This is a genomic window from Heyndrickxia shackletonii, from assembly GCF_001420715.1.
Classification (GTDB): domain Bacteria; phylum Bacillota; class Bacilli; order Bacillales; family Bacillaceae_C; genus Margalitia; species Margalitia shackletonii.
On record NZ_LJJC01000015.1, the window covers coordinates 111,914 to 128,039 of the forward strand.

A 16,126-nucleotide genomic window follows, 5' to 3' on the forward strand; every position below is an offset into this window, starting at 1 on the left:
ATGTGAATTTCCTTTCTTATCACGTATCATCTTCATTTTAAGAAATATTACAGGTATCTTTCTGTAGATGCCTGTTTTTTATGTCCATTCTTATTAAATCTTTCCTTGATCCCTAGATAAAAAATATATTGTTCCCATTTTGTCAGGGCGCTCTGGATTTTGGGCACGATACTCCCTCTATTTTTCCCATTTTCCCTGGTGTACTCTCGATTTCGGGCACAATACTCCCTTTATCGTTCCCATTTTCCTTGCACTCTCCCGATTCCGGGCACGATTCTTCCTCTATCGTTCCCATTTTCTTGCACTCTCCCGATTTCGGGAACGATTCTTCCTCTATCGTTCCCATTTTCCTTGCACTCTCCCGATTCTGGGCACGATTCTTCCTCTATCGTTCCCATTTTCTTGCACTCTCCCGATTTCGGAAACGATTCTTACTCTATCGTTCCCATTTTCCTTGCACTCTCCCGATTCTGGGCACGATTCTTCTTCTATTTTTCCCATTTTCCCTGGTCACTCTTGATTTAGGGCACAATACTTCCTCTGTAAAGTTGTTTTCCTATTTGGGCATGATAATCTTATTGAATTACTTATCAATAGATTGAATTTTTATGGTGAAACTAGTCTAACAACATACGGAGGTGATATTCATTGATTTCCTTCTTCTTAACTTTATCCCGCCTTATTAAAGGGATTATCCATACTTTCCACGATAAAGAATTTAAGGTATTGCTTATACTAACTATTGCCATTATCTTGTCCGGAACGATATTTTATCACGAGGTGGAACACTTATCGATTATTGATTCATTATATTTTAGCATCGTTACCCTTACTACAATTGGACATCCTTATTTTTCACCCGAAACGACACTCGGAAAGATTTTTACAATAATATATATATTTACTGGAATTGGCTTAGTCATTGGTTTTATCCAAAAGATTTCAAAAGGAATATTTATTTCAAAAACAAAGATTAGCAAAAAAGGAGAAGAATAAATCATCTTGATGATGAATGTTCCTCTCCTTTTCATTTATCTTTTCATAACGTTAATATAACTTCCAAAACACATTCCCACTATTAAACAGGAAGACCTTTTTTAGTTTTATCGAACTCTATTTCCCCCTTCCACAATCTCTGCAAACTCCTCTAAATCAGTAGAATATTTAATATAAATTCTAGGCAAGAGATAAGCTTCATCCTTTAATTTTCTTTGTGAATAAAGTTCAGGGATGGTTGTAAGTCCATATTGATAGTACTTTTTCGTTTCATCTAAAACTTTTGGATTATAACTTCCATAGGGATAGCTTAGAGCGATAACCGGTTTCCCTGTTATGTTCTGAATTTTATCTTTAGAACTCTTAAGTTGATATGGATAGTCAGTGACTTTTGTTAAATCAGGATGTGTAGCGGTATGTGACTGGATGGAGATTAGTCCCGAATCAGCCAGCTTTTTTAAATCAGATTCAGACAATCGATTTGATCTGCCAACAAAATCAGAAATAACAAAAAATGTAGCAGTAGGTTTAAAGTTTTGTGTTTGCAACTTTTGAAAAATAGTGAAGGCGTTTAGATTATTTTTATACCCATCATCTAATGTAATAAAAATTGGTTTTCTTACGTTATAAATCTCATTCCAACGTTCAAAGGTTAATAATGTAAAGCCATGGTCTCGTAAATATTTCATTTGATCCTCAAAATTTTCCGGAGTTACATATAACTCTTTTGAACCATGATCATGAAATTCATCAATGGAATGGTAAATCAATATAGGAACTTTTTTAGCTGCAGAAACTGGATTTGATAGAAATAATACAAAAAGGAAGAAAGAAAATATCGCAATTTTTTTCATAAAAATCCTCGCTTTACTTTTTTCCTTATTGTTTCAAGAGTTTTGGTTTTTATTAGAGTTATTTTGAAGGAATTTACCCATCAGACTGGTTTATGAAGGACAGTTTCCTCCGGTTCCTTTTTGCTTTTGGCCGTCATAACTCTTATGAAGGACTTCTTCCTCCGGCTCCTTCTTGCTTTTGGTCTTCATAACCTTTATGAAGGACATTTTCTTCAAGATCCTTCTTCCTTTGGGCCTTCATTACCTTCATGAAGAACATCTTCCTCTGTGTTTTTTGCCTTCAGACCAATCTTAATTGACAACTTTCAAGCATTTTTTTATTGTGCATTCTCATTTCGTTTGGCATTACTGGCATTGGGGTCGATATCATTCGCCCCGTAGTCCGGTAAATGTCCTGCATGATTTTTATGATATGTAGACCCCGCGCCTTCTTGTGAATGGTTGGATTGGTTTTGTTGTTTCTTATCATTTTTCATAAAAAAATCACCACCTTATGAAAACTATTTTGTTCATTATGTACAAAAATATCCTAACTGTTCCCACATAAATTTACAGCAGTATGGAATACTTTCAATGAATTTAAATGAGAAAATAGGTGATAAAATGGCAGACAATCAGACAATCAGACCAGGTGAAGTTGTTTATGTGATTATTCGTAATCCCCATGCACAAGACGTTGCCAATGTGCAACAAGCTGCAGTTGTACAAAATCCAGAGGACCCCAATCAACTAGCATTATTTTTACACGAAACATATTATCCGTTATCAGATGAATTTGCCGTATTTCAATCGGAAGCGGATGCAGAACAAGCATATCACGAAGCATTTGGATACCCGGAGGAGTTTTATGGTTAAGCCTTTTGTGCCGCAGCTTGTATATGTAGAACCACAAGCTCTTGTATATCCTCTTGGAAAAGAACTGGTTTCTAAATTTGAATCAATGGGAATTGAAATACGACAAACAACCTCCCATAATCAAATTCGCAACTTGCCTGGAGAGAATCATTTTCAAAAATATCGAATTGCCAAGTCCACCCTTGTCATTGGGTTGAGGAAAACATTGAAATTTGATACCTCCAAGCCTTCTGCAGAATATGCTATTCCTTTAGCAACTGGCTGTATGGGGCACTGTCATTATTGTTATTTACAAACGACTATGGGAAGCAAGCCATATATTCGAACGTATGTAAATGTGGACGAAATTTTTAATGCTGCAGAAGAATATATGAAAGAAAGAGCACCGGAAATGACTCGTTTTGAGGCTTCCTGTACATCCGATATTGTAGGATTAGATCATCTTACTCATTCTTTAAAAAGAGCCATTGAGTTTTTCGGAGCATCTGAATATGGCAAGCTTCGATTTGTTACTAAATTTGCCCATGTTGACCATTTATTAGATGCAAAACATAATGGCAAAACACGATTTCGGTTTAGTGTGAATGATGACTATATTATAAAATACTTTGAACCGGGTACCTCTAGACTTGATGAAAGGATTGAGGCAGCAGTCAAAGTGGCAGATGCAGACTACCCATTAGGGTTTATCGTTGCTCCAATTTACATACATGATGATTGGAAAAAGGGCTATCAAGAATTATTTGAAAAACTGGATGCAGCATTACCATCCAATGCAAGAAAGGATTTAACCTTTGAAATGATCCAACATCGATTTACCAAGCCGGCTAAGCGTGTTATCCAAGAGAATTATCCAATGACAAAGCTCGAACTGGATGAATCAAAGCGAAAATGGAAATGGGGTAAATACGGTATCGGAAAATATGTCTACACAAATGAAGAACAAGAGGACATAAAAGATACATTAGGTGGTTATATTCATAAATATTTTCCCGATGCGAAGATTGAATATTTTACTTAAAACCAATAGGGGACAAATTGGTCCCCTTTTCTATTACCATTCTACAACTGAACTACTTATTCGTTTAACTCCTCGTATAGCTCCAATGTCTTCAACTAGTTTTAGCATTGCCTTATCTTTTTGTTTAGCTTCTATCATAACATCAAAGTCTTGATTCCTTTCTTTAGCTATTTTAAAAAATGGAAGCACAAATTCCAGAGAAACAAAATCAGCATGTGAACGAAATGCATTCTCCGCCTTCGGAGAAGAGAGGTGGACTTTTGGAACCATATTACGAGCTTCCCACGTTCTAAAAATGCGTGATAAATAATAAGCTAGATCTACTTCACCCTTATTCGCCATATAATGATGATAATCTAAAATCATTGGGATGTTTTCTTTTTCACACGCTTCCAAAGTTTCTTTTACATCATAAGTTTTATCATCATTTTCGAGTGTCATTACTTTTTTTATTTCATACGGTAAGCTCTTTAAATTATGATGGAATCGTTCTATGGCCACCCTTTTATCCCCATATGCGCCACCAATATGGATATTAATAACCCCTCTCTCGAGTGCATTCATCGCTTGAAGCATAGAATAGTGAAATTCCATATCCTTCACTGCATTTTGTGTTACTTCCACTTTTGGACTAGTAAAAAGCGTGAATTGATTTGGATGGAAGCTTGGACGCATTTGAAATTGATGGATCAATTGTCCAAGCTCCTCCCACTCGTTTTTAAACGGGGTAATATAATCCCATAATACTTCCGGATGGGTAGCTAAAGGAACAAGGGAACTGGAGAATCGATACAGTTCAATTTCATGTGCAATATTATAATGCAGTATTCTTTTGGTATGTTGTAAATTTTGTGCAGTAACTTCTTTTAACTTATCCAAGCGCTCATTCTTAGGTAAAGCGGAAAAGCGTGAAAATGTTAGTGATTTTGACGGGCTGGCATTCCATAGACCTAAAGCATTTGCTACATATCCAAAGCGAATTTTCATTTGTTTCCTCTTTTTTCCATTATTAGTATTCAAAGAGTATTTCTATCATTCATTTTCAGTATTTCCAACTTAGGTAATAATCCTAAACTCAATTTGAAACCGGACAAAACAAAAAGGACATTGTTAATGCGCAAACATTTCCAGTGTCCTTATGATCGTTAGTATTTTCGATATATGATTAAATCTTTTCTCCGATATACACTTAAAACAATTCCTATTAAAACAGCATTTAGTAAAATCGGCATCAAACCATAGCTGATAAATGGAAGAGAAATACCAGTCAGTGGGAATAAGCCAATGACCATGAGAATATTAGTAGCAAACTGAACTCCATATACAGCTAGGGCTCCAATAAGCAAAAGCTTACCGTAAGAATCGTTTATTTTTAAAGTCACAATAATAATTCTTGCTATAAATAGAGAGAGAATTAGGAAAAGAATAACATTCCTCCGTTCCACTAAAAAATCCAGTAACCACTGCGGTTACTGGATATTACCTTGCTTAATTCATTTCTTTGGCATTATCAATAACTTCCTGAGGTACTTTAATTTCACTCAGTTGATTGTAGTTAGAGTATGTGCCTTTCATTTCTTGTTTGAGTGTCAATTTTTGACCTTCCATTGCCATTTCCATTTCTTGTTTCATATTTAATGCTGTGATATTAAATGTCTTTTTATCGATGAAAATTTCGTAATTTACATTTTTAAACTTGATATTGTTAAAGGCATCTGCACTTTGTTTGAGTGCATCAGGCATTAACTTTTTGGCATTTTCTTTTAAAAATTGGTCGAACTTTTCACCCGATGCTTTCAGATTCAAAATAAATTGAGTATCGTTTTGTTTAAAGGAGAAGTCATCTGTGAATTTCTGTAATTGTTTTAGTTGCTCAGCAGGGTTAGCTTGCTGTTCAGGCATTTGTAAAATTTGCTTAGAAAGCTCTTCCGGCATTTTCATCCATTGTTTTGTTGTCGGATCATAGAGAAAGAAACCTTCTTTCGCTAAATATGCTTCAACATCCATCCCTTGGTCCTGAACAGATGCATCCCCGCCTTTGATATCCATTTTCATTTTTTGATGCATTGCCATTGGATTTAAAACGATATCAACGGATAAATTTGAATGAGTGTCCATTGTTGAATCTTGACCAGGAATATTCATATTTTGATCAATTTCCATTTCAGAATGAACACTTTTTAAATCTTTAGATGCTTCCGTTGTTTTTGCAAACACCTGTGCAAGTGTTAGACTTTCCTTCTTTTTGGTCTTTGAATCGACTGGATCGGCAGTCTGCTGTCCACAAGCAGCTAAACTAAATAACAACAAAATCGAAACAAAACTCATTACTAACTTTTTCATAAAAAGTTTATTCCCCCCTTATGTGATCATTTATATGTACGCTCCTGATCTAAAATGGTTTCATAAAAATCCAATAATAGGAAGAAAGTCCTTATTGGACATTAATACAGATGAATATTTGCATTTTTATAAAAAGGATTGATAATAAAGTTTGTTTTTATTCTCACTTATCTATAAGATTTTCTGGTTAGCTTAACTAGAGTCTTGAATTATTAAATAGAAGGAGACCAAGATAGATTGCTTGTTCCAGTTAAAGGGGCAAGAGTTAAAGATCCAGCTGCCAATTTGGTTGCTGTTAGTTTAATGAGGTATTCCTTAATATTCCATTAGATTATAATTTCTTTTATCTATAAAATGAACCTGCAGATATATTAAATCGGAAGAGGGAAAAAATTGCAACGTCAAAGAAAATTATTACTTTTATCGTTATTTAGTAGTTTCTTAGTTATTTTAAATGGCTTTTTCCAATGGAGTATTGTTGAAATAATAACGCCCTTCTTAATGTTCCCATTTTGGTTAGTGCTTTTCGTTTTTTTTATTGTGATTACCGTTCTAGCCATAGTGCAACTGTTCAAATATAAAAATTGGAAGCCATTCGTAATCCAAGCTGTCACTATCATTATCTTGTTTTACTTTCCTTTTACGCAGACTATGCTTGATTTAGATTTTAAAATGCATAAATCTGAAAGAGAAGAAGTTGTAGATAAGGTGGTAAGTGGAAAGTATAAGTATAATGTTCCAGACAGTCCATCACTTATCCACTTACCTAAACAATACACCCATCTTTCCAAAGGTGGCGGAGATGTTATTGCAGTGAAAACTGGTGATAGCTTTACCATCCTTTTCTTTACCTTTCGAGGAATTTTAGATAGTTTTTCAGGATTTGTTTATTCAACCAATGACCAAAAACCTTTAAAAACGGTTTTTGATGGAGACTTTAAAGAAATAAAAAAATTAGACAAACATTGGTACTTTGTAGGTTCTTATTAAAACGAATGAGGGCATTAATCCAAGGATTAATGCCTTTTTTATTGAAGTTATTATTGTACTAAAGGGAGCTAGAGTAAAAGATCATCTACCAGTTTACTTGAACAATCGTCATTAACTAATTTAAACAATCTAGCGTTTTGTGGAGTAACTCATTTTCAAAATAAATGGATATTTATGCTAATTTTTTTTAGGTTAGTCAGAAAGGAATGTTATAATTTATAATATAAGGTTGCTTGAAAGGGGTTGTTTCAAATACCGATCTGTCAGCAATGTGGCTATAAGTGGAGTTGGAAAGAAACTTTTGTAAAAATGTTTAATTTTAAAAACAAGTTAAGGTGTCCATCCTGCGATTCATTCCAATACGTTTCAAAAAAATCAAGAAATCAATTAAGCTTATTTGTTGTATTTATACCTTTATTGATTGTACCGTTAGTATCATTTGGCATATCTAAATACTTTATATTAACTTTTGAATTAGTTGCATTTGCTTTAGTACTTATTTGGATGCCATTTCTATATAAGTTAAGTAATAAGGATGATCCGATGTGGTAGTATTTCTTCAAATAACGGGGGCAAGAGTTTAAGCATCAAGCTGCCATTTAAGCGGCTTTTCTTATTGAACAAAAGGTTCAATTTAGTACAACAATCGGAACTAATATTTCTAATAAAAATAAGCCATAATATAACGGCTAGTTTTTATTAGAAATAGGATGGTGCAAATGTACATTATTTTTCGCATGATGTTATGGATTCTTGCGGCATGGCGTTGGGGAGATTGGAGGAATTGGAAGAAGTATCAGTCCACCTTTCTCTTTGTTATTCTACTTGACTTGTTATATAACTTTCTTACTTATAATTATCCGATGTGGGAATATAACCCTACTGATATTATTCCGAATCATACTATTAACAATCTGCTTGTAACTTTTCTTTCTTATCCGTCCATTGTATTTATATATTTAGGACGATATCCAATTGGATGGGCAAAACAGGTTGCCTGGATCATTTTCTGGGTAACCCTTTTATCTGTCGTGGAGTTAGTAAACTACAAAATGGGTTTAATGAGTTACCATAATGGTTGGAATTTCGGGTGGTCTGTAATTTTTTATCTTGTTCAAGTGCCTTTTATACGGCTCCATTATAAAAAGCCATTATTAGCCTACGGTCTTTCAGTACTAATAATTGTAGGATTGTTATTACTATTTAAAGTCCCTGTTAGCAAAATGAAATAAATAATGTATTTATCTATCCACCTACATTTCTGCGCCGTAAACTGGCAGCGTGTGGGATTGTCTATTAATGGCTTTAGAGACAACCCGATAGTTTTGTTGTTTGTTCTCCTGAAGACATTGAACTAACGTGGGCAAGAATGTTAAAGATTCAGCTGCCAATTTGGTGGCTTTTTTTTATTCGACTAAAGGGGCAGCATTCCTGTAATAAATTTCTATAGTTTGTGAAGTATTGTACTTAAAGTAAAGGGGGCTTTAGTTCAAAAAAAAGCATTAAACTTTTCTATCGGTTATGTAATTCGAAAAATAGAAAAGTTATATTGCTTTAATCAATATTTTTGTATAAAAAAAGACACAGATCAATTTCTTGATCCATTGTCTTCAAAGTCATAATCATTATACTCAAAAATTTCCATTAAACGTTTTAACTTCTCTTCTGTTCCAGAATTTTCGACTGGAGTATATACACTGCATCTTAAATCATTATTTCCTTGTACTTGCAGAGATGTAAGATTAAACACCATCTTTCCTGCCTTCGCATGTCGAAATTCAATTAACAATTCTGGAGCTGAACTTACTTCACTTTCATTCCAAAACTGCTGAAATTCAGGATAAGCTTGTTCCATGTCTGAGATAAAACTAGAATACCATTCGTCTGCAACATATTTGCCATAGTATGTACGGAAAATAGCGATAAACCCTTTTACAAAATGATCCCAATTCACTGCCAAACTCTTTAATTCTCTTCTCGAAAATAACAACTTTATTAAATTTCTCTCTTCAGGCGGAATGATTTCAAAATTTAAAAAAACATGAGCTGCCGACTCGTTCCATCCGACTATTTGGCATCTTCTATCCGTGATAATCGTAGGACAATTTCGAAGCTCCCTTAATATTTTTTTTAAAGAGGGGCTGATAAGTGTCTCCTGTTCCAAAGTAAACTCAGAATCGGCAATCTCTTCAAAAGCTAATGCATACAAATACTTCTTTTCATCTTTATTTAAAAGCAATGCATCCGAAATAGCATCTAAAACAGATGTCGATACATGAATATCTCTTCCTTGTTCTAACCATGTGTACCATGTTGTACTGACACCCGCAATTTGCGCTACTTCCTCTCTTCTTAGACCAGGTGTTCGTCTACGGGTACCGGTTGGTAGTCCAACCATTTGAGGATTAATTTTGGAACGCTTTGTTTTTAAAAAATCAGAGAGTGCCTGCAATCTTGTTTCCCTATTCAATTCAACCCACCTAACCTTTCCTAGTACTTATTATACTAGGATAAACCACAACTTGTAATAGGATAATGGCGAGTTAAAATAAAGAAAAAGGAAAAATTAGGAGGTATTACAATGAAAAGAGTTGTAATTACAGGAATGGGTGTAGTCTCTCCATTAGGAAATGATGTTGAAACCTTCTGGGGAAATTTATTAAATGGCAAATCAGGAATATCTACCATTGATACTTTTGATGTTTCTAATTCTAAAACAAAAATCGGAGGAATTGTTCGTAACTTCGATGCCAAAGAAAGATGGGGAGCAAAAGAAGCAAGACACTTAGATCGCTTTAGTCAGTTTGCCCTTGCAGCAGCAGAAGAAGCAATCAGTAGTTCTCAATTAAATCTGGATCAATTAGATCGTGAAAGATTTGGGGTATATGTTGGTTCTGGAATCGGAGGAATCCAAACCTTAATCGATAATGTAAATATTCTAAACGAAAGAGGCCCTAATAGGGTAAGCCCTACTTTAGTACCAATGATGATTCCAAATGCGGCAGCAGCCCAAATCAGTATTAAATTTGGTGCACTTGGTCCATCTTTGTCCCCAGTTACAGCATGTTCGATAGGAAACACATCTATTGGTGAGGCATTCAACCTCATTCGTATGGGGGATGCTGATGTAATGATTGCAGGCGGTGCAGAGGCAGCCATTACCACTTTGTCATTAGCAAGCTTTGGAAATGCGAAAGCTTTATCAACAAAGAATGAAGAACCTGCTTTGGCTAGTCGGCCTTTCGATGCAAAAAGAGATGGTTTTGTTATGAGTGAAGGTGCGGGAATATTAGTTCTTGAATCGTTAGAGCATGCCATGCGAAGAAATGCACCTATTTTATGTGAAGTGATTGGATATGGGGCGAGTTCAGATGCCTACCACATGGTAGCTTCACATCCAGAAGGAACTGGTGCCTATATGGCAATGAAAAGTGCATTAAGAAAAGCTAATTTATCACCGGAATCAATTGATGTAATTAGCGCACATGCAACAAGTACACAGGTGGGCGATTATTCCGAAACACTCGCTATTAAGAAGTTGTTCGGAGATAATGCTTATCGCATTCCTGTTACGGCCAACAAATCGATGATTGGGCATATGTTTGGAGCATCTGGAGGAGTCGAAGCAATTGCCCTAGTCAAAAGCTTAAGGGAAGATATTGTTCCACCAACTATTAATTTGGAAAATCCAGACCCGGATTGTGACTTGGACTATGTTCCAGAGGGTGCAAGGAAAATGACATTGAACATAGGATTGTCCAACTCTTTTGGATTTGGCGGACATAACTCGGCTATCCTATTAAAAAAATATGAATAATAACCCTGATACAAATTAGCTGTATGACCATTTTTAGGGCCTGAATTTCAAAACAGGCTCTTCAGAATGGTCTGAAGGGACAGGTTCGTTGTCCCAACTCATTTACGTATGAATATGAGTAGAGAGGAACTTGGACCTAGACTTGTCCCCTATTCCAAACTATCCTTATTTTGCAGTAAATCTAATTTTTCCTCTATCCGTTTTAATTGCTTTTTCCTATTTTTATTAGAAACAATAAAACTAATAATAAAAACTAAAAAAACAATTGGGATACAAAACGTAAATAATTGAAAAATAATATCCCCAGTATTTAAATGACCGTGCATATATGTCTCCTTTCATGGTCGAATCATTTTAAGACCCTTTAGAAAAAATGGGACGAGGGAACTGTCCCTCTATCCCATCTTTTTGCTTAGAAGTTTGGTACTTATAAATGATGCTGCTAATGCGATAAACGCAAAGATAATGGTTGGAATAATGTTAATATTACCAAATTCTACAGTGGATGATAATGCTGCATTGCCATCCAAAGATATACTTGGTGTGTAAAACAATGTTAGCAGCATTCCGGAAAAAATCTGCAATACCAGAAATACAGACACAAACACTCCAAAAAATAATATATATTTTTTCATGCGCATCCCTCCTTCTAACAATAAATACGTTTCACATCGTAAAAAGATTCAGGATAAAGCATTTTCAAACAAACAAGACTTCATATATAAAGAGACAAAATGTCTATAATAAAAAAACACAAGAAAAACTAGATATATATCTTTGTTTTACTCGTGTTGAAAAATGATTATATTATTAAAAGAAAAATTTATTATTATAGATTCATATTCACTAGAATCTTACATTGACTGCGATCCGTTGTTAATATTTCAAACCTTTTTTCGACAATAGGAGTCATTAACATATTTATTAATATACTCAGGTGTTTTTGTATCCCATAAAATTACCCAACACTCTTTAAATCCTAGCCTTTTCATTGCTTCATAACGATGGTTTCCATCATTGATGATTAATTTTCCTGATTGATGCTGGACGATTAAAGGCGGGCACTCCCACCCTTTCTCCAGCATTTCACAAAATTTCTTTATCTGATTTTCCCATTCTGTATTTGGAACTTGATATTCCATGTTTCCCTCTGGCCCACAGCACCTATTGATTTCGTTCAACGAAATCAATATTGGACCTAGCCAATATCGTCTTTCTAGTTTTAATCCGTTTGAAAATTCCTTATTTTCTCCAACAGTTTTAAGGAAAATATGTACCCATTCCTCCATACATCCTTGTTCAGAAAAATTTTTTGCTTCTTCCACACTAAATGTCAAAAGTTGCATGAAAGCCCCCCTAAAACACGTCCAAATTTTTCTTGTAATAAGAATTATAGCTTTAATTCCATCCGACTATATCTATTATTCATTCCCATTGATTTATATAAATGCACAGCAGTCTCATTACATTCATAAACATCTAATTCTATCGATTCAACGCCCATGTTTTTTGCATAATCAATAATATATTCAAAAACGAATTTACCGATACCTTTCCCTCTCCTATCCTTTCTTTTAGAAATCTCGTTTACATAAAGGAAGGATCTATTATTAAAATAGACTTTTTTTCTACATTCTCAGCGTTTAAAACGGAATAACCAATTATTTCTTTCGTCATTAGATCTTCCACCACGATAACTTTTGACTTTTTTGCCTGGAAATATTGCTTAACGTCTTTTTCATCATATAAATTTTCATTAATAAATACATCCGGTCTCAACTTAACATGATAATCATCCAGCTGTCTTCTAAGATGGATAATATCCTGAATATCCTCTTCATTTGCATCACGTATGGATAAATTCATTTGTAGCTCACCCTTTTTTTTAAATACTTAAAGTATAAAAGAAACCATTCATTTTCCAATATATAAACTCAAACCAATTTTTTCGTATAATATAAAACTAAATCATCATCTACAAAAACATATGTACCCTTCTGAACTGGTTTACCATCATATTGAATTCCATTCCCATCTGGAATATATCCCAATTTCGTATATAGTCTCTGTGCACTTCCGTAGTCCTTAAAAAGACCTACACCAATACCGATCGTATTAGCCCCCTTTTGTAAAGCTGCTTTTTCCAACTCTATAATGATATTCGTTGCAATCCCCTTTTTTCTGTATACATCAAGCGAATATTCTTTAATTCACTGCCATAGCCACTAGAACCATTGCCTATCATAGAATGTTGAATCACCCGAACACCTCAAAAATCGTTTGTACTATATTACGTGATATTTAGGAAGATTGTTTCAATTTTTTAGAAGAAGCTAGAGGTTGGATAGGATATCCTCTTTTTACAATTAATTTTTGAGGACTTTATCGGTTTTACTAAAGAATGGGTACCGTTCTACAGCAGGAATAGAACAGTACCCTTCTCCATACGAAATATTGATAGTAAATATTTTTTATAATCATTTTAAATATTGCAGAATCATTTTTTCTGCAAGTAAAAAATTACCTCTATAATCATATTCCTTATCTATTACAGCATAATGTAAGCAAATACCATCAAGCATTGCCCAAAATAAACTTGCAAACGTTTCAGTTTCTACCTCTCTTTTGAATTCTCCATTTTTCTGGCCTTCTTGAATTATTTGGATCAGGAAATGTAGCATTTGATTTTTAAAATGCTCTTTCATAATATTTCTTAAATGATCATATCTTGATGAATTAATCCAAAATTCTAGGTCAACTCGAATAATGTTAGTCCATCCCTCAGTTGTAGTAACAGCTTCTCTATAGACACGTAATAGCTCAACAATTTTCTCATCAGCTGAACTAAATTTTTTAAACCGTTCTTGCAACTTACTAAATGTATGGTTTGTCCTTTGTTGCATGGAAGTAATATATAGATCTTCCTTACTCTTAAAATAAGTATAAACCATTCCTTTACTAATTCCGGATTTTAATCCAATATCATCTATTGTCGTTAATTCATACCCTTTTTCTCCAAATAAAATTAATGCATTTTCCATAATTAACTGTCTCTTTTTTTCTTTATAAGACTCAGAAACCTTTGGCATTTAACCATCTCCTAATCAAGTACTGAAAACCATTTAATGTATTTTTAGGTTAAAATGCATCATTTTTTTCTAATCATCATTTTCCTTTATATTTACATGAATTCCAGAAGAATCTATGACTAAAGGAGTTTCTTTTTCTAAGAAATGATTTCCGCTACTAAGGAAATATCATATTTTTAAATCAACTTATACATTTCATACTGTTGTAAAGACCCTTTCGTAAAACCATGCTTTTTAAAGAAACCTTCAAGCAGACTGTTATTTGGAAATCCAGCTGACATTTTGGTTAATTGAAGGTCTTTAACTGCCTCTTGTAAAAGTTTTGTTCCAATACCTTTTCCTCTAAAGCCCTTATCCACCATTAAAAAGTTAATATTTCCGCTTTCTCCTATCGAGAGAGCACCTGCAGTTCTTCCATTTTCAAAGACAGCATAATAGTGGTTAGTTGGAATTTGAACAATAAATTCTAGGTCATTTTGCCAATTAATATGATAATTCCATTCTTGTATATTTTTCTTAAACTCCGCAAAATCTATTTTTTCCACATTGAAAACAGAATGTGTATTTAATTGCTTCGCTTCGGTATTCGTATAATAGACAATGTCATATATTTTTTCATAACCTAATTTTTGATAAAAATTTATTGCACGGTCATTACCTACAATCACTTCAAGAAATAATTGTTTACATCCCTGTTGGATTGCTGCTTCCTCGTGGAGTTCCATTAATTTTTGGCTGATTTTTTTCCCTCTGTAATTAGGGTGAATAGCCAGAGCCCCACATCTCAGCGTTTTTATTGACTCATAATTTTTAATCCCACCAAGTATAACCCCTACTGGTTGTTCCTGATCAAAAGCAATAAAGGAAATTTCTCGACTGTTACCTTCTGGGCCAAAAAAACGACTAAGAAAACTTTCCATTGTAAATTGAAATTTTACTATGTAATCAGAAAAGCCATCCATAAACGCTTGAAAAATAAAACGATCCTCTACAGCTGAACATTTTTCATACCGAATTTGAGTATTATTAGCCACCATATACTCCACTCCTTTTTAATATTTGTTTTTAAATTTCTAAAAAAACCGACTATATAGTTTTTATTTTATCTGAGAGTTCCGAAATTGTATAGCGCAAATAATCATAACTTTTGGAGTTATCATTTAATAACCTTCGATTTAATGAATGATACTCCTCTCTTTATAAACGTTTTTATTCATCTAATTATGTCTCTTCGATAAAAACAGAACTTTTAGTTGTGGAAAATGCAAAAAACTTTAACGTAAAAAAGTTCCCCGTCCAAATAGGACGGGGACAACCTCATAAGAACCAATGCTTTCCCATAATGATTCGTTGACAATTACTGCTTATGACAACTACTCATTAGTCGGATTCTCAATTCTGTATTATTTTCCTTCTAAATGGGGGATCTGTTTCTGTTTTCTTAGCAAAATCATATAGTAGACAATATAATAAGCAAACATGATTAGCATTAGCCCTGAAGTCCAGGAATTGCCTACAGAGTAACCGATATTTTGAAAATCATTCGGTTGCCCTTGTTGTAACTTTGCATAGGTTCCGCCTACGAATATTCCGTAAAATCGATAAACAAATCGAGCAAGAAATAGAAAAGTAACAATGCTCCCAATCCAAATATTAGGACGGTAATATAAACGATCTTCTCTTTGCTCAAAACTAGTTATGGATGAACCATAATAAGCAAGAATAATTCCTAAAATAATTCCGACAATGTCAGATATTAAGCTGACTGGATGGGCAATCCCGGCTGCGAAAAATATTAGTCCAATAATAAAAAATAAAATCATTCTAAATAACATTTTCCCCTGATTCAAATGTTGCCACCCAATATTTCGTCGTACACGTCTATAAATAATCCATAAAATTAAAGCGATAATAAAAATAATATTGTATGAATGCTGATTCATCGTACCCTCCATTTTTAAACAAATATTTTTGTTGTTACTATCTTACCTTGAAAACCTCCAATAATCATCTACCTTAAGATAGAATGCGAAAATAAAATCTCTATCGGAGGATAGAGATTTTTTTCGATAAATTGATAATATTGTATTGCACTCAAGGAACGGGACTTAAAACATTTCGCTCCATTTCCGCACTTGTTAAAAAAGCGGATGATGGACCT

General features: G+C 33.9%; 22 protein-coding genes and 1 pseudogene. 7 read left to right on the forward strand and 16 right to left on the reverse strand.

Annotation, left to right across the window (positions count from 1 at the left end):
- Window positions 1-230 precede the first annotated feature (230 nt).
- Window positions 231-398, reverse strand: coding sequence for a hypothetical protein (locus AN964_RS26535; protein WP_161809306.1), 168 nt, complete (start codon window positions 396-398; stop codon window positions 231-233).
- 250 nt (window positions 399-648) lie between these two features.
- Here AN964_RS26535 and AN964_RS22275 point away from each other — a divergent pair, with 250 nt between their 5' ends.
- Window positions 649-996, forward strand: a complete 348-nt coding sequence (locus AN964_RS22275; protein WP_055741999.1) for a potassium channel family protein — start codon at window positions 649-651, stop codon at window positions 994-996.
- A gap of 107 nt (window positions 997-1,103) precedes the next feature.
- On the opposite strand, the gene AN964_RS22280 is transcribed toward AN964_RS22275, so the two are convergent.
- A complete protein-coding gene (locus tag AN964_RS22280) occupies window positions 1,104-1,850 on the reverse strand; it encodes a polysaccharide deacetylase family protein (RefSeq protein ID WP_055742000.1) in 747 nt (248 codons plus the stop codon).
- Window positions 1,851-2,167: 317 nt separating this feature from the next.
- Window positions 2,168-2,326, reverse strand: coding sequence for a hypothetical protein (locus AN964_RS26540; protein WP_161809307.1), 159 nt, complete (start codon window positions 2,324-2,326; stop codon window positions 2,168-2,170).
- A gap of 97 nt (window positions 2,327-2,423) precedes the next feature.
- On the opposite strand from AN964_RS26540, the gene AN964_RS22285 reads away from it, so the two are divergent.
- Together AN964_RS22285 and splB are read left to right on the forward strand one after the other, a co-directional pair.
- Window positions 2,424-2,705 (forward strand): transcriptional regulator SplA domain-containing protein, encoded by a 282-nt coding sequence (locus AN964_RS22285; RefSeq protein ID WP_235950753.1) that lies wholly within the window; start codon window positions 2,424-2,426, stop codon window positions 2,703-2,705.
- Window positions 2,698-3,726 (forward strand): spore photoproduct lyase, encoded by a 1,029-nt coding sequence (gene splB / locus AN964_RS22290; RefSeq protein ID WP_055742001.1) that lies wholly within the window; start codon window positions 2,698-2,700, stop codon window positions 3,724-3,726. The genes AN964_RS22285 and splB overlap by 8 nt, the downstream gene beginning before the upstream one ends.
- Window positions 3,727-3,759: 33 nt before the next feature.
- Here splB and uvsE read toward each other — a convergent pair whose 3' ends face one another.
- The 3 genes and pseudogenes from uvsE to AN964_RS22305 form a co-directional block, all read right to left on the reverse strand.
- Complete coding sequence (uvsE, locus tag AN964_RS22295) at window positions 3,760-4,713, reverse strand: UV DNA damage repair endonuclease UvsE (protein WP_055742002.1); 954 nt, start codon at window positions 4,711-4,713, stop codon at window positions 3,760-3,762.
- Between the two features lie 158 nt (window positions 4,714-4,871).
- Window positions 4,872-5,156: pseudogene (locus tag AN964_RS22300) on the reverse strand (FtsW/RodA/SpoVE family cell cycle protein); the annotation flags it as partial.
- A 58-nt stretch (window positions 5,157-5,214) separates the two neighbouring features.
- Window positions 5,215-6,069 carry a DUF6612 family protein gene (locus tag AN964_RS22305; RefSeq protein ID WP_055742004.1) on the reverse strand — a complete coding sequence of 285 codons (855 nt, stop codon included), beginning with the start codon at window positions 6,067-6,069 and terminating at the stop codon, window positions 5,215-5,217.
- Between the two features lie 393 nt (window positions 6,070-6,462).
- On the opposite strand from AN964_RS22305, the gene AN964_RS22310 reads away from it, so the two are divergent.
- From AN964_RS22310 to AN964_RS22320, 3 genes are all read left to right on the forward strand, one after another.
- Entirely contained in the window at window positions 6,463-7,059 is a 597-nt protein-coding gene (locus AN964_RS22310) for a hypothetical protein (protein ID WP_055742005.1), read from the forward strand.
- Between the two features lie 243 nt (window positions 7,060-7,302).
- Entirely contained in the window at window positions 7,303-7,611 is a 309-nt protein-coding gene (locus AN964_RS27565) for a TIGR04104 family putative zinc finger protein (protein WP_055742006.1), read from the forward strand.
- A 167-nt stretch (window positions 7,612-7,778) separates the two neighbouring features.
- On the forward strand, window positions 7,779-8,291 hold the full coding sequence (locus tag AN964_RS22320) for a CBO0543 family protein (RefSeq protein WP_055742007.1): 513 nt from the start codon (window positions 7,779-7,781) through the stop codon (window positions 8,289-8,291).
- A 356-nt stretch (window positions 8,292-8,647) separates the two neighbouring features.
- Here the strand turns inward: AN964_RS22320 and AN964_RS22325 are convergent, their stop codons facing one another.
- The gene (locus tag AN964_RS22325) at window positions 8,648-9,529 is read right to left on the reverse strand and encodes a helix-turn-helix transcriptional regulator (protein ID WP_055742008.1); all 882 of its coding nucleotides are present in this window, start codon (window positions 9,527-9,529) and stop codon (window positions 8,648-8,650) included.
- A 111-nt stretch (window positions 9,530-9,640) separates the two neighbouring features.
- On the opposite strand from AN964_RS22325, the gene fabF reads away from it, so the two are divergent.
- Window positions 9,641-10,876, forward strand: coding sequence for a beta-ketoacyl-ACP synthase II (gene fabF, locus AN964_RS22330; protein ID WP_055742009.1), 1,236 nt, complete (start codon window positions 9,641-9,643; stop codon window positions 10,874-10,876).
- A gap of 149 nt (window positions 10,877-11,025) precedes the next feature.
- On the opposite strand, the gene AN964_RS26160 is transcribed toward fabF, so the two are convergent.
- The 9 genes from AN964_RS26160 to AN964_RS22365 form a co-directional block, all read right to left on the reverse strand.
- The gene (locus tag AN964_RS26160) at window positions 11,026-11,202 is read right to left on the reverse strand and encodes a DUF4083 domain-containing protein (RefSeq protein WP_126649976.1); all 177 of its coding nucleotides are present in this window, start codon (window positions 11,200-11,202) and stop codon (window positions 11,026-11,028) included.
- Between the two features lie 69 nt (window positions 11,203-11,271).
- Window positions 11,272-11,511 carry a hypothetical protein gene (locus AN964_RS22335; RefSeq protein ID WP_055742010.1) on the reverse strand — a complete coding sequence of 80 codons (240 nt, stop codon included), beginning with the start codon at window positions 11,509-11,511 and terminating at the stop codon, window positions 11,272-11,274.
- 249 nt (window positions 11,512-11,760) lie between these two features.
- A complete protein-coding gene (locus AN964_RS22340) occupies window positions 11,761-12,222 on the reverse strand; it encodes a ParB N-terminal domain-containing protein (RefSeq protein WP_055742011.1) in 462 nt (153 codons plus the stop codon).
- 44 nt (window positions 12,223-12,266) lie between these two features.
- A complete protein-coding gene (locus AN964_RS27570; RefSeq protein WP_083489517.1) occupies window positions 12,267-12,458 on the reverse strand; it encodes a GNAT family N-acetyltransferase in 192 nt (63 codons plus the stop codon).
- Window positions 12,459-12,463: 5 nt separating this feature from the next.
- Entirely contained in the window at window positions 12,464-12,742 is a 279-nt protein-coding gene (locus AN964_RS22345) for a hypothetical protein (protein WP_055742012.1), read from the reverse strand.
- A gap of 68 nt (window positions 12,743-12,810) precedes the next feature.
- Window positions 12,811-13,086 (reverse strand): GNAT family N-acetyltransferase, encoded by a 276-nt coding sequence (locus AN964_RS22350; RefSeq protein ID WP_126649973.1) that lies wholly within the window; start codon window positions 13,084-13,086, stop codon window positions 12,811-12,813.
- A 267-nt stretch (window positions 13,087-13,353) separates the two neighbouring features.
- Complete coding sequence (locus AN964_RS22355) at window positions 13,354-13,965, reverse strand: TetR/AcrR family transcriptional regulator (protein ID WP_055742014.1); 612 nt, start codon at window positions 13,963-13,965, stop codon at window positions 13,354-13,356.
- A gap of 176 nt (window positions 13,966-14,141) precedes the next feature.
- Window positions 14,142-15,002 (reverse strand): GNAT family N-acetyltransferase, encoded by an 861-nt coding sequence (locus tag AN964_RS22360; RefSeq protein ID WP_055742015.1) that lies wholly within the window; start codon window positions 15,000-15,002, stop codon window positions 14,142-14,144.
- A 366-nt stretch (window positions 15,003-15,368) separates the two neighbouring features.
- A complete protein-coding gene (locus AN964_RS22365) occupies window positions 15,369-15,908 on the reverse strand; it encodes a CcdC protein domain-containing protein (protein WP_055742016.1) in 540 nt (179 codons plus the stop codon).
- Between the last annotated feature and the right edge of the window lie 218 nt (window positions 15,909-16,126).

What these genes read in the sequence shown, in the direction of transcription:
- fabF (WP_055742009.1), top strand. Translation starts at nt 9,641, where the DNA reads ATGAAAAGAGTTGTAATTACAGGAATGGGTGTAGTCTCTCCATTAGGA.
- AN964_RS22335 (WP_055742010.1), bottom strand. Translation starts at nt 11,511, where the DNA reads ATGAAAAAATATATATTATTTTTTGGAGTGTTTGTGTCTGTATTTCTG.
- AN964_RS26535 (WP_161809306.1), bottom strand. Translation starts at nt 398, where the DNA reads ATGGGAACGATAGAGGAAGAATCGTGCCCAGAATCGGGAGAGTGCAAG.
- splB (WP_055742001.1), top strand. Translation starts at nt 2,698, where the DNA reads ATGGTTAAGCCTTTTGTGCCGCAGCTTGTATATGTAGAACCACAAGCT.
- AN964_RS22280 (WP_055742000.1), bottom strand. Translation starts at nt 1,850, where the DNA reads ATGAAAAAAATTGCGATATTTTCTTTCTTCCTTTTTGTATTATTTCTA.
- AN964_RS22345 (WP_055742012.1), bottom strand. Translation starts at nt 12,742, where the DNA reads ATGAATTTATCCATACGTGATGCAAATGAAGAGGATATTCAGGATATT.
- AN964_RS26160 (WP_126649976.1), bottom strand. Translation starts at nt 11,202, where the DNA reads ATGCACGGTCATTTAAATACTGGGGATATTATTTTTCAATTATTTACG.
- AN964_RS22285 (WP_235950753.1), top strand. Translation starts at nt 2,424, where the DNA reads ATGAATTTAAATGAGAAAATAGGTGATAAAATGGCAGACAATCAGACA.
- uvsE (WP_055742002.1), bottom strand. Translation starts at nt 4,713, where the DNA reads ATGAAAATTCGCTTTGGATATGTAGCAAATGCTTTAGGTCTATGGAAT.
- AN964_RS22340 (WP_055742011.1), bottom strand. Translation starts at nt 12,222, where the DNA reads ATGCAACTTTTGACATTTAGTGTGGAAGAAGCAAAAAATTTTTCTGAA.
- AN964_RS22365 (WP_055742016.1), bottom strand. Translation starts at nt 15,908, where the DNA reads ATGAATCAGCATTCATACAATATTATTTTTATTATCGCTTTAATTTTA.
- AN964_RS22355 (WP_055742014.1), bottom strand. Translation starts at nt 13,965, where the DNA reads ATGCCAAAGGTTTCTGAGTCTTATAAAGAAAAAAAGAGACAGTTAATT.
- AN964_RS22320 (WP_055742007.1), top strand. Translation starts at nt 7,779, where the DNA reads ATGTACATTATTTTTCGCATGATGTTATGGATTCTTGCGGCATGGCGT.
- AN964_RS22305 (WP_055742004.1), bottom strand. Translation starts at nt 6,069, where the DNA reads ATGAAAAAGTTAGTAATGAGTTTTGTTTCGATTTTGTTGTTATTTAGT.
- AN964_RS26540 (WP_161809307.1), bottom strand. Translation starts at nt 2,326, where the DNA reads ATGAAAAATGATAAGAAACAACAAAACCAATCCAACCATTCACAAGAA.
- AN964_RS22360 (WP_055742015.1), bottom strand. Translation starts at nt 15,002, where the DNA reads ATGGTGGCTAATAATACTCAAATTCGGTATGAAAAATGTTCAGCTGTA.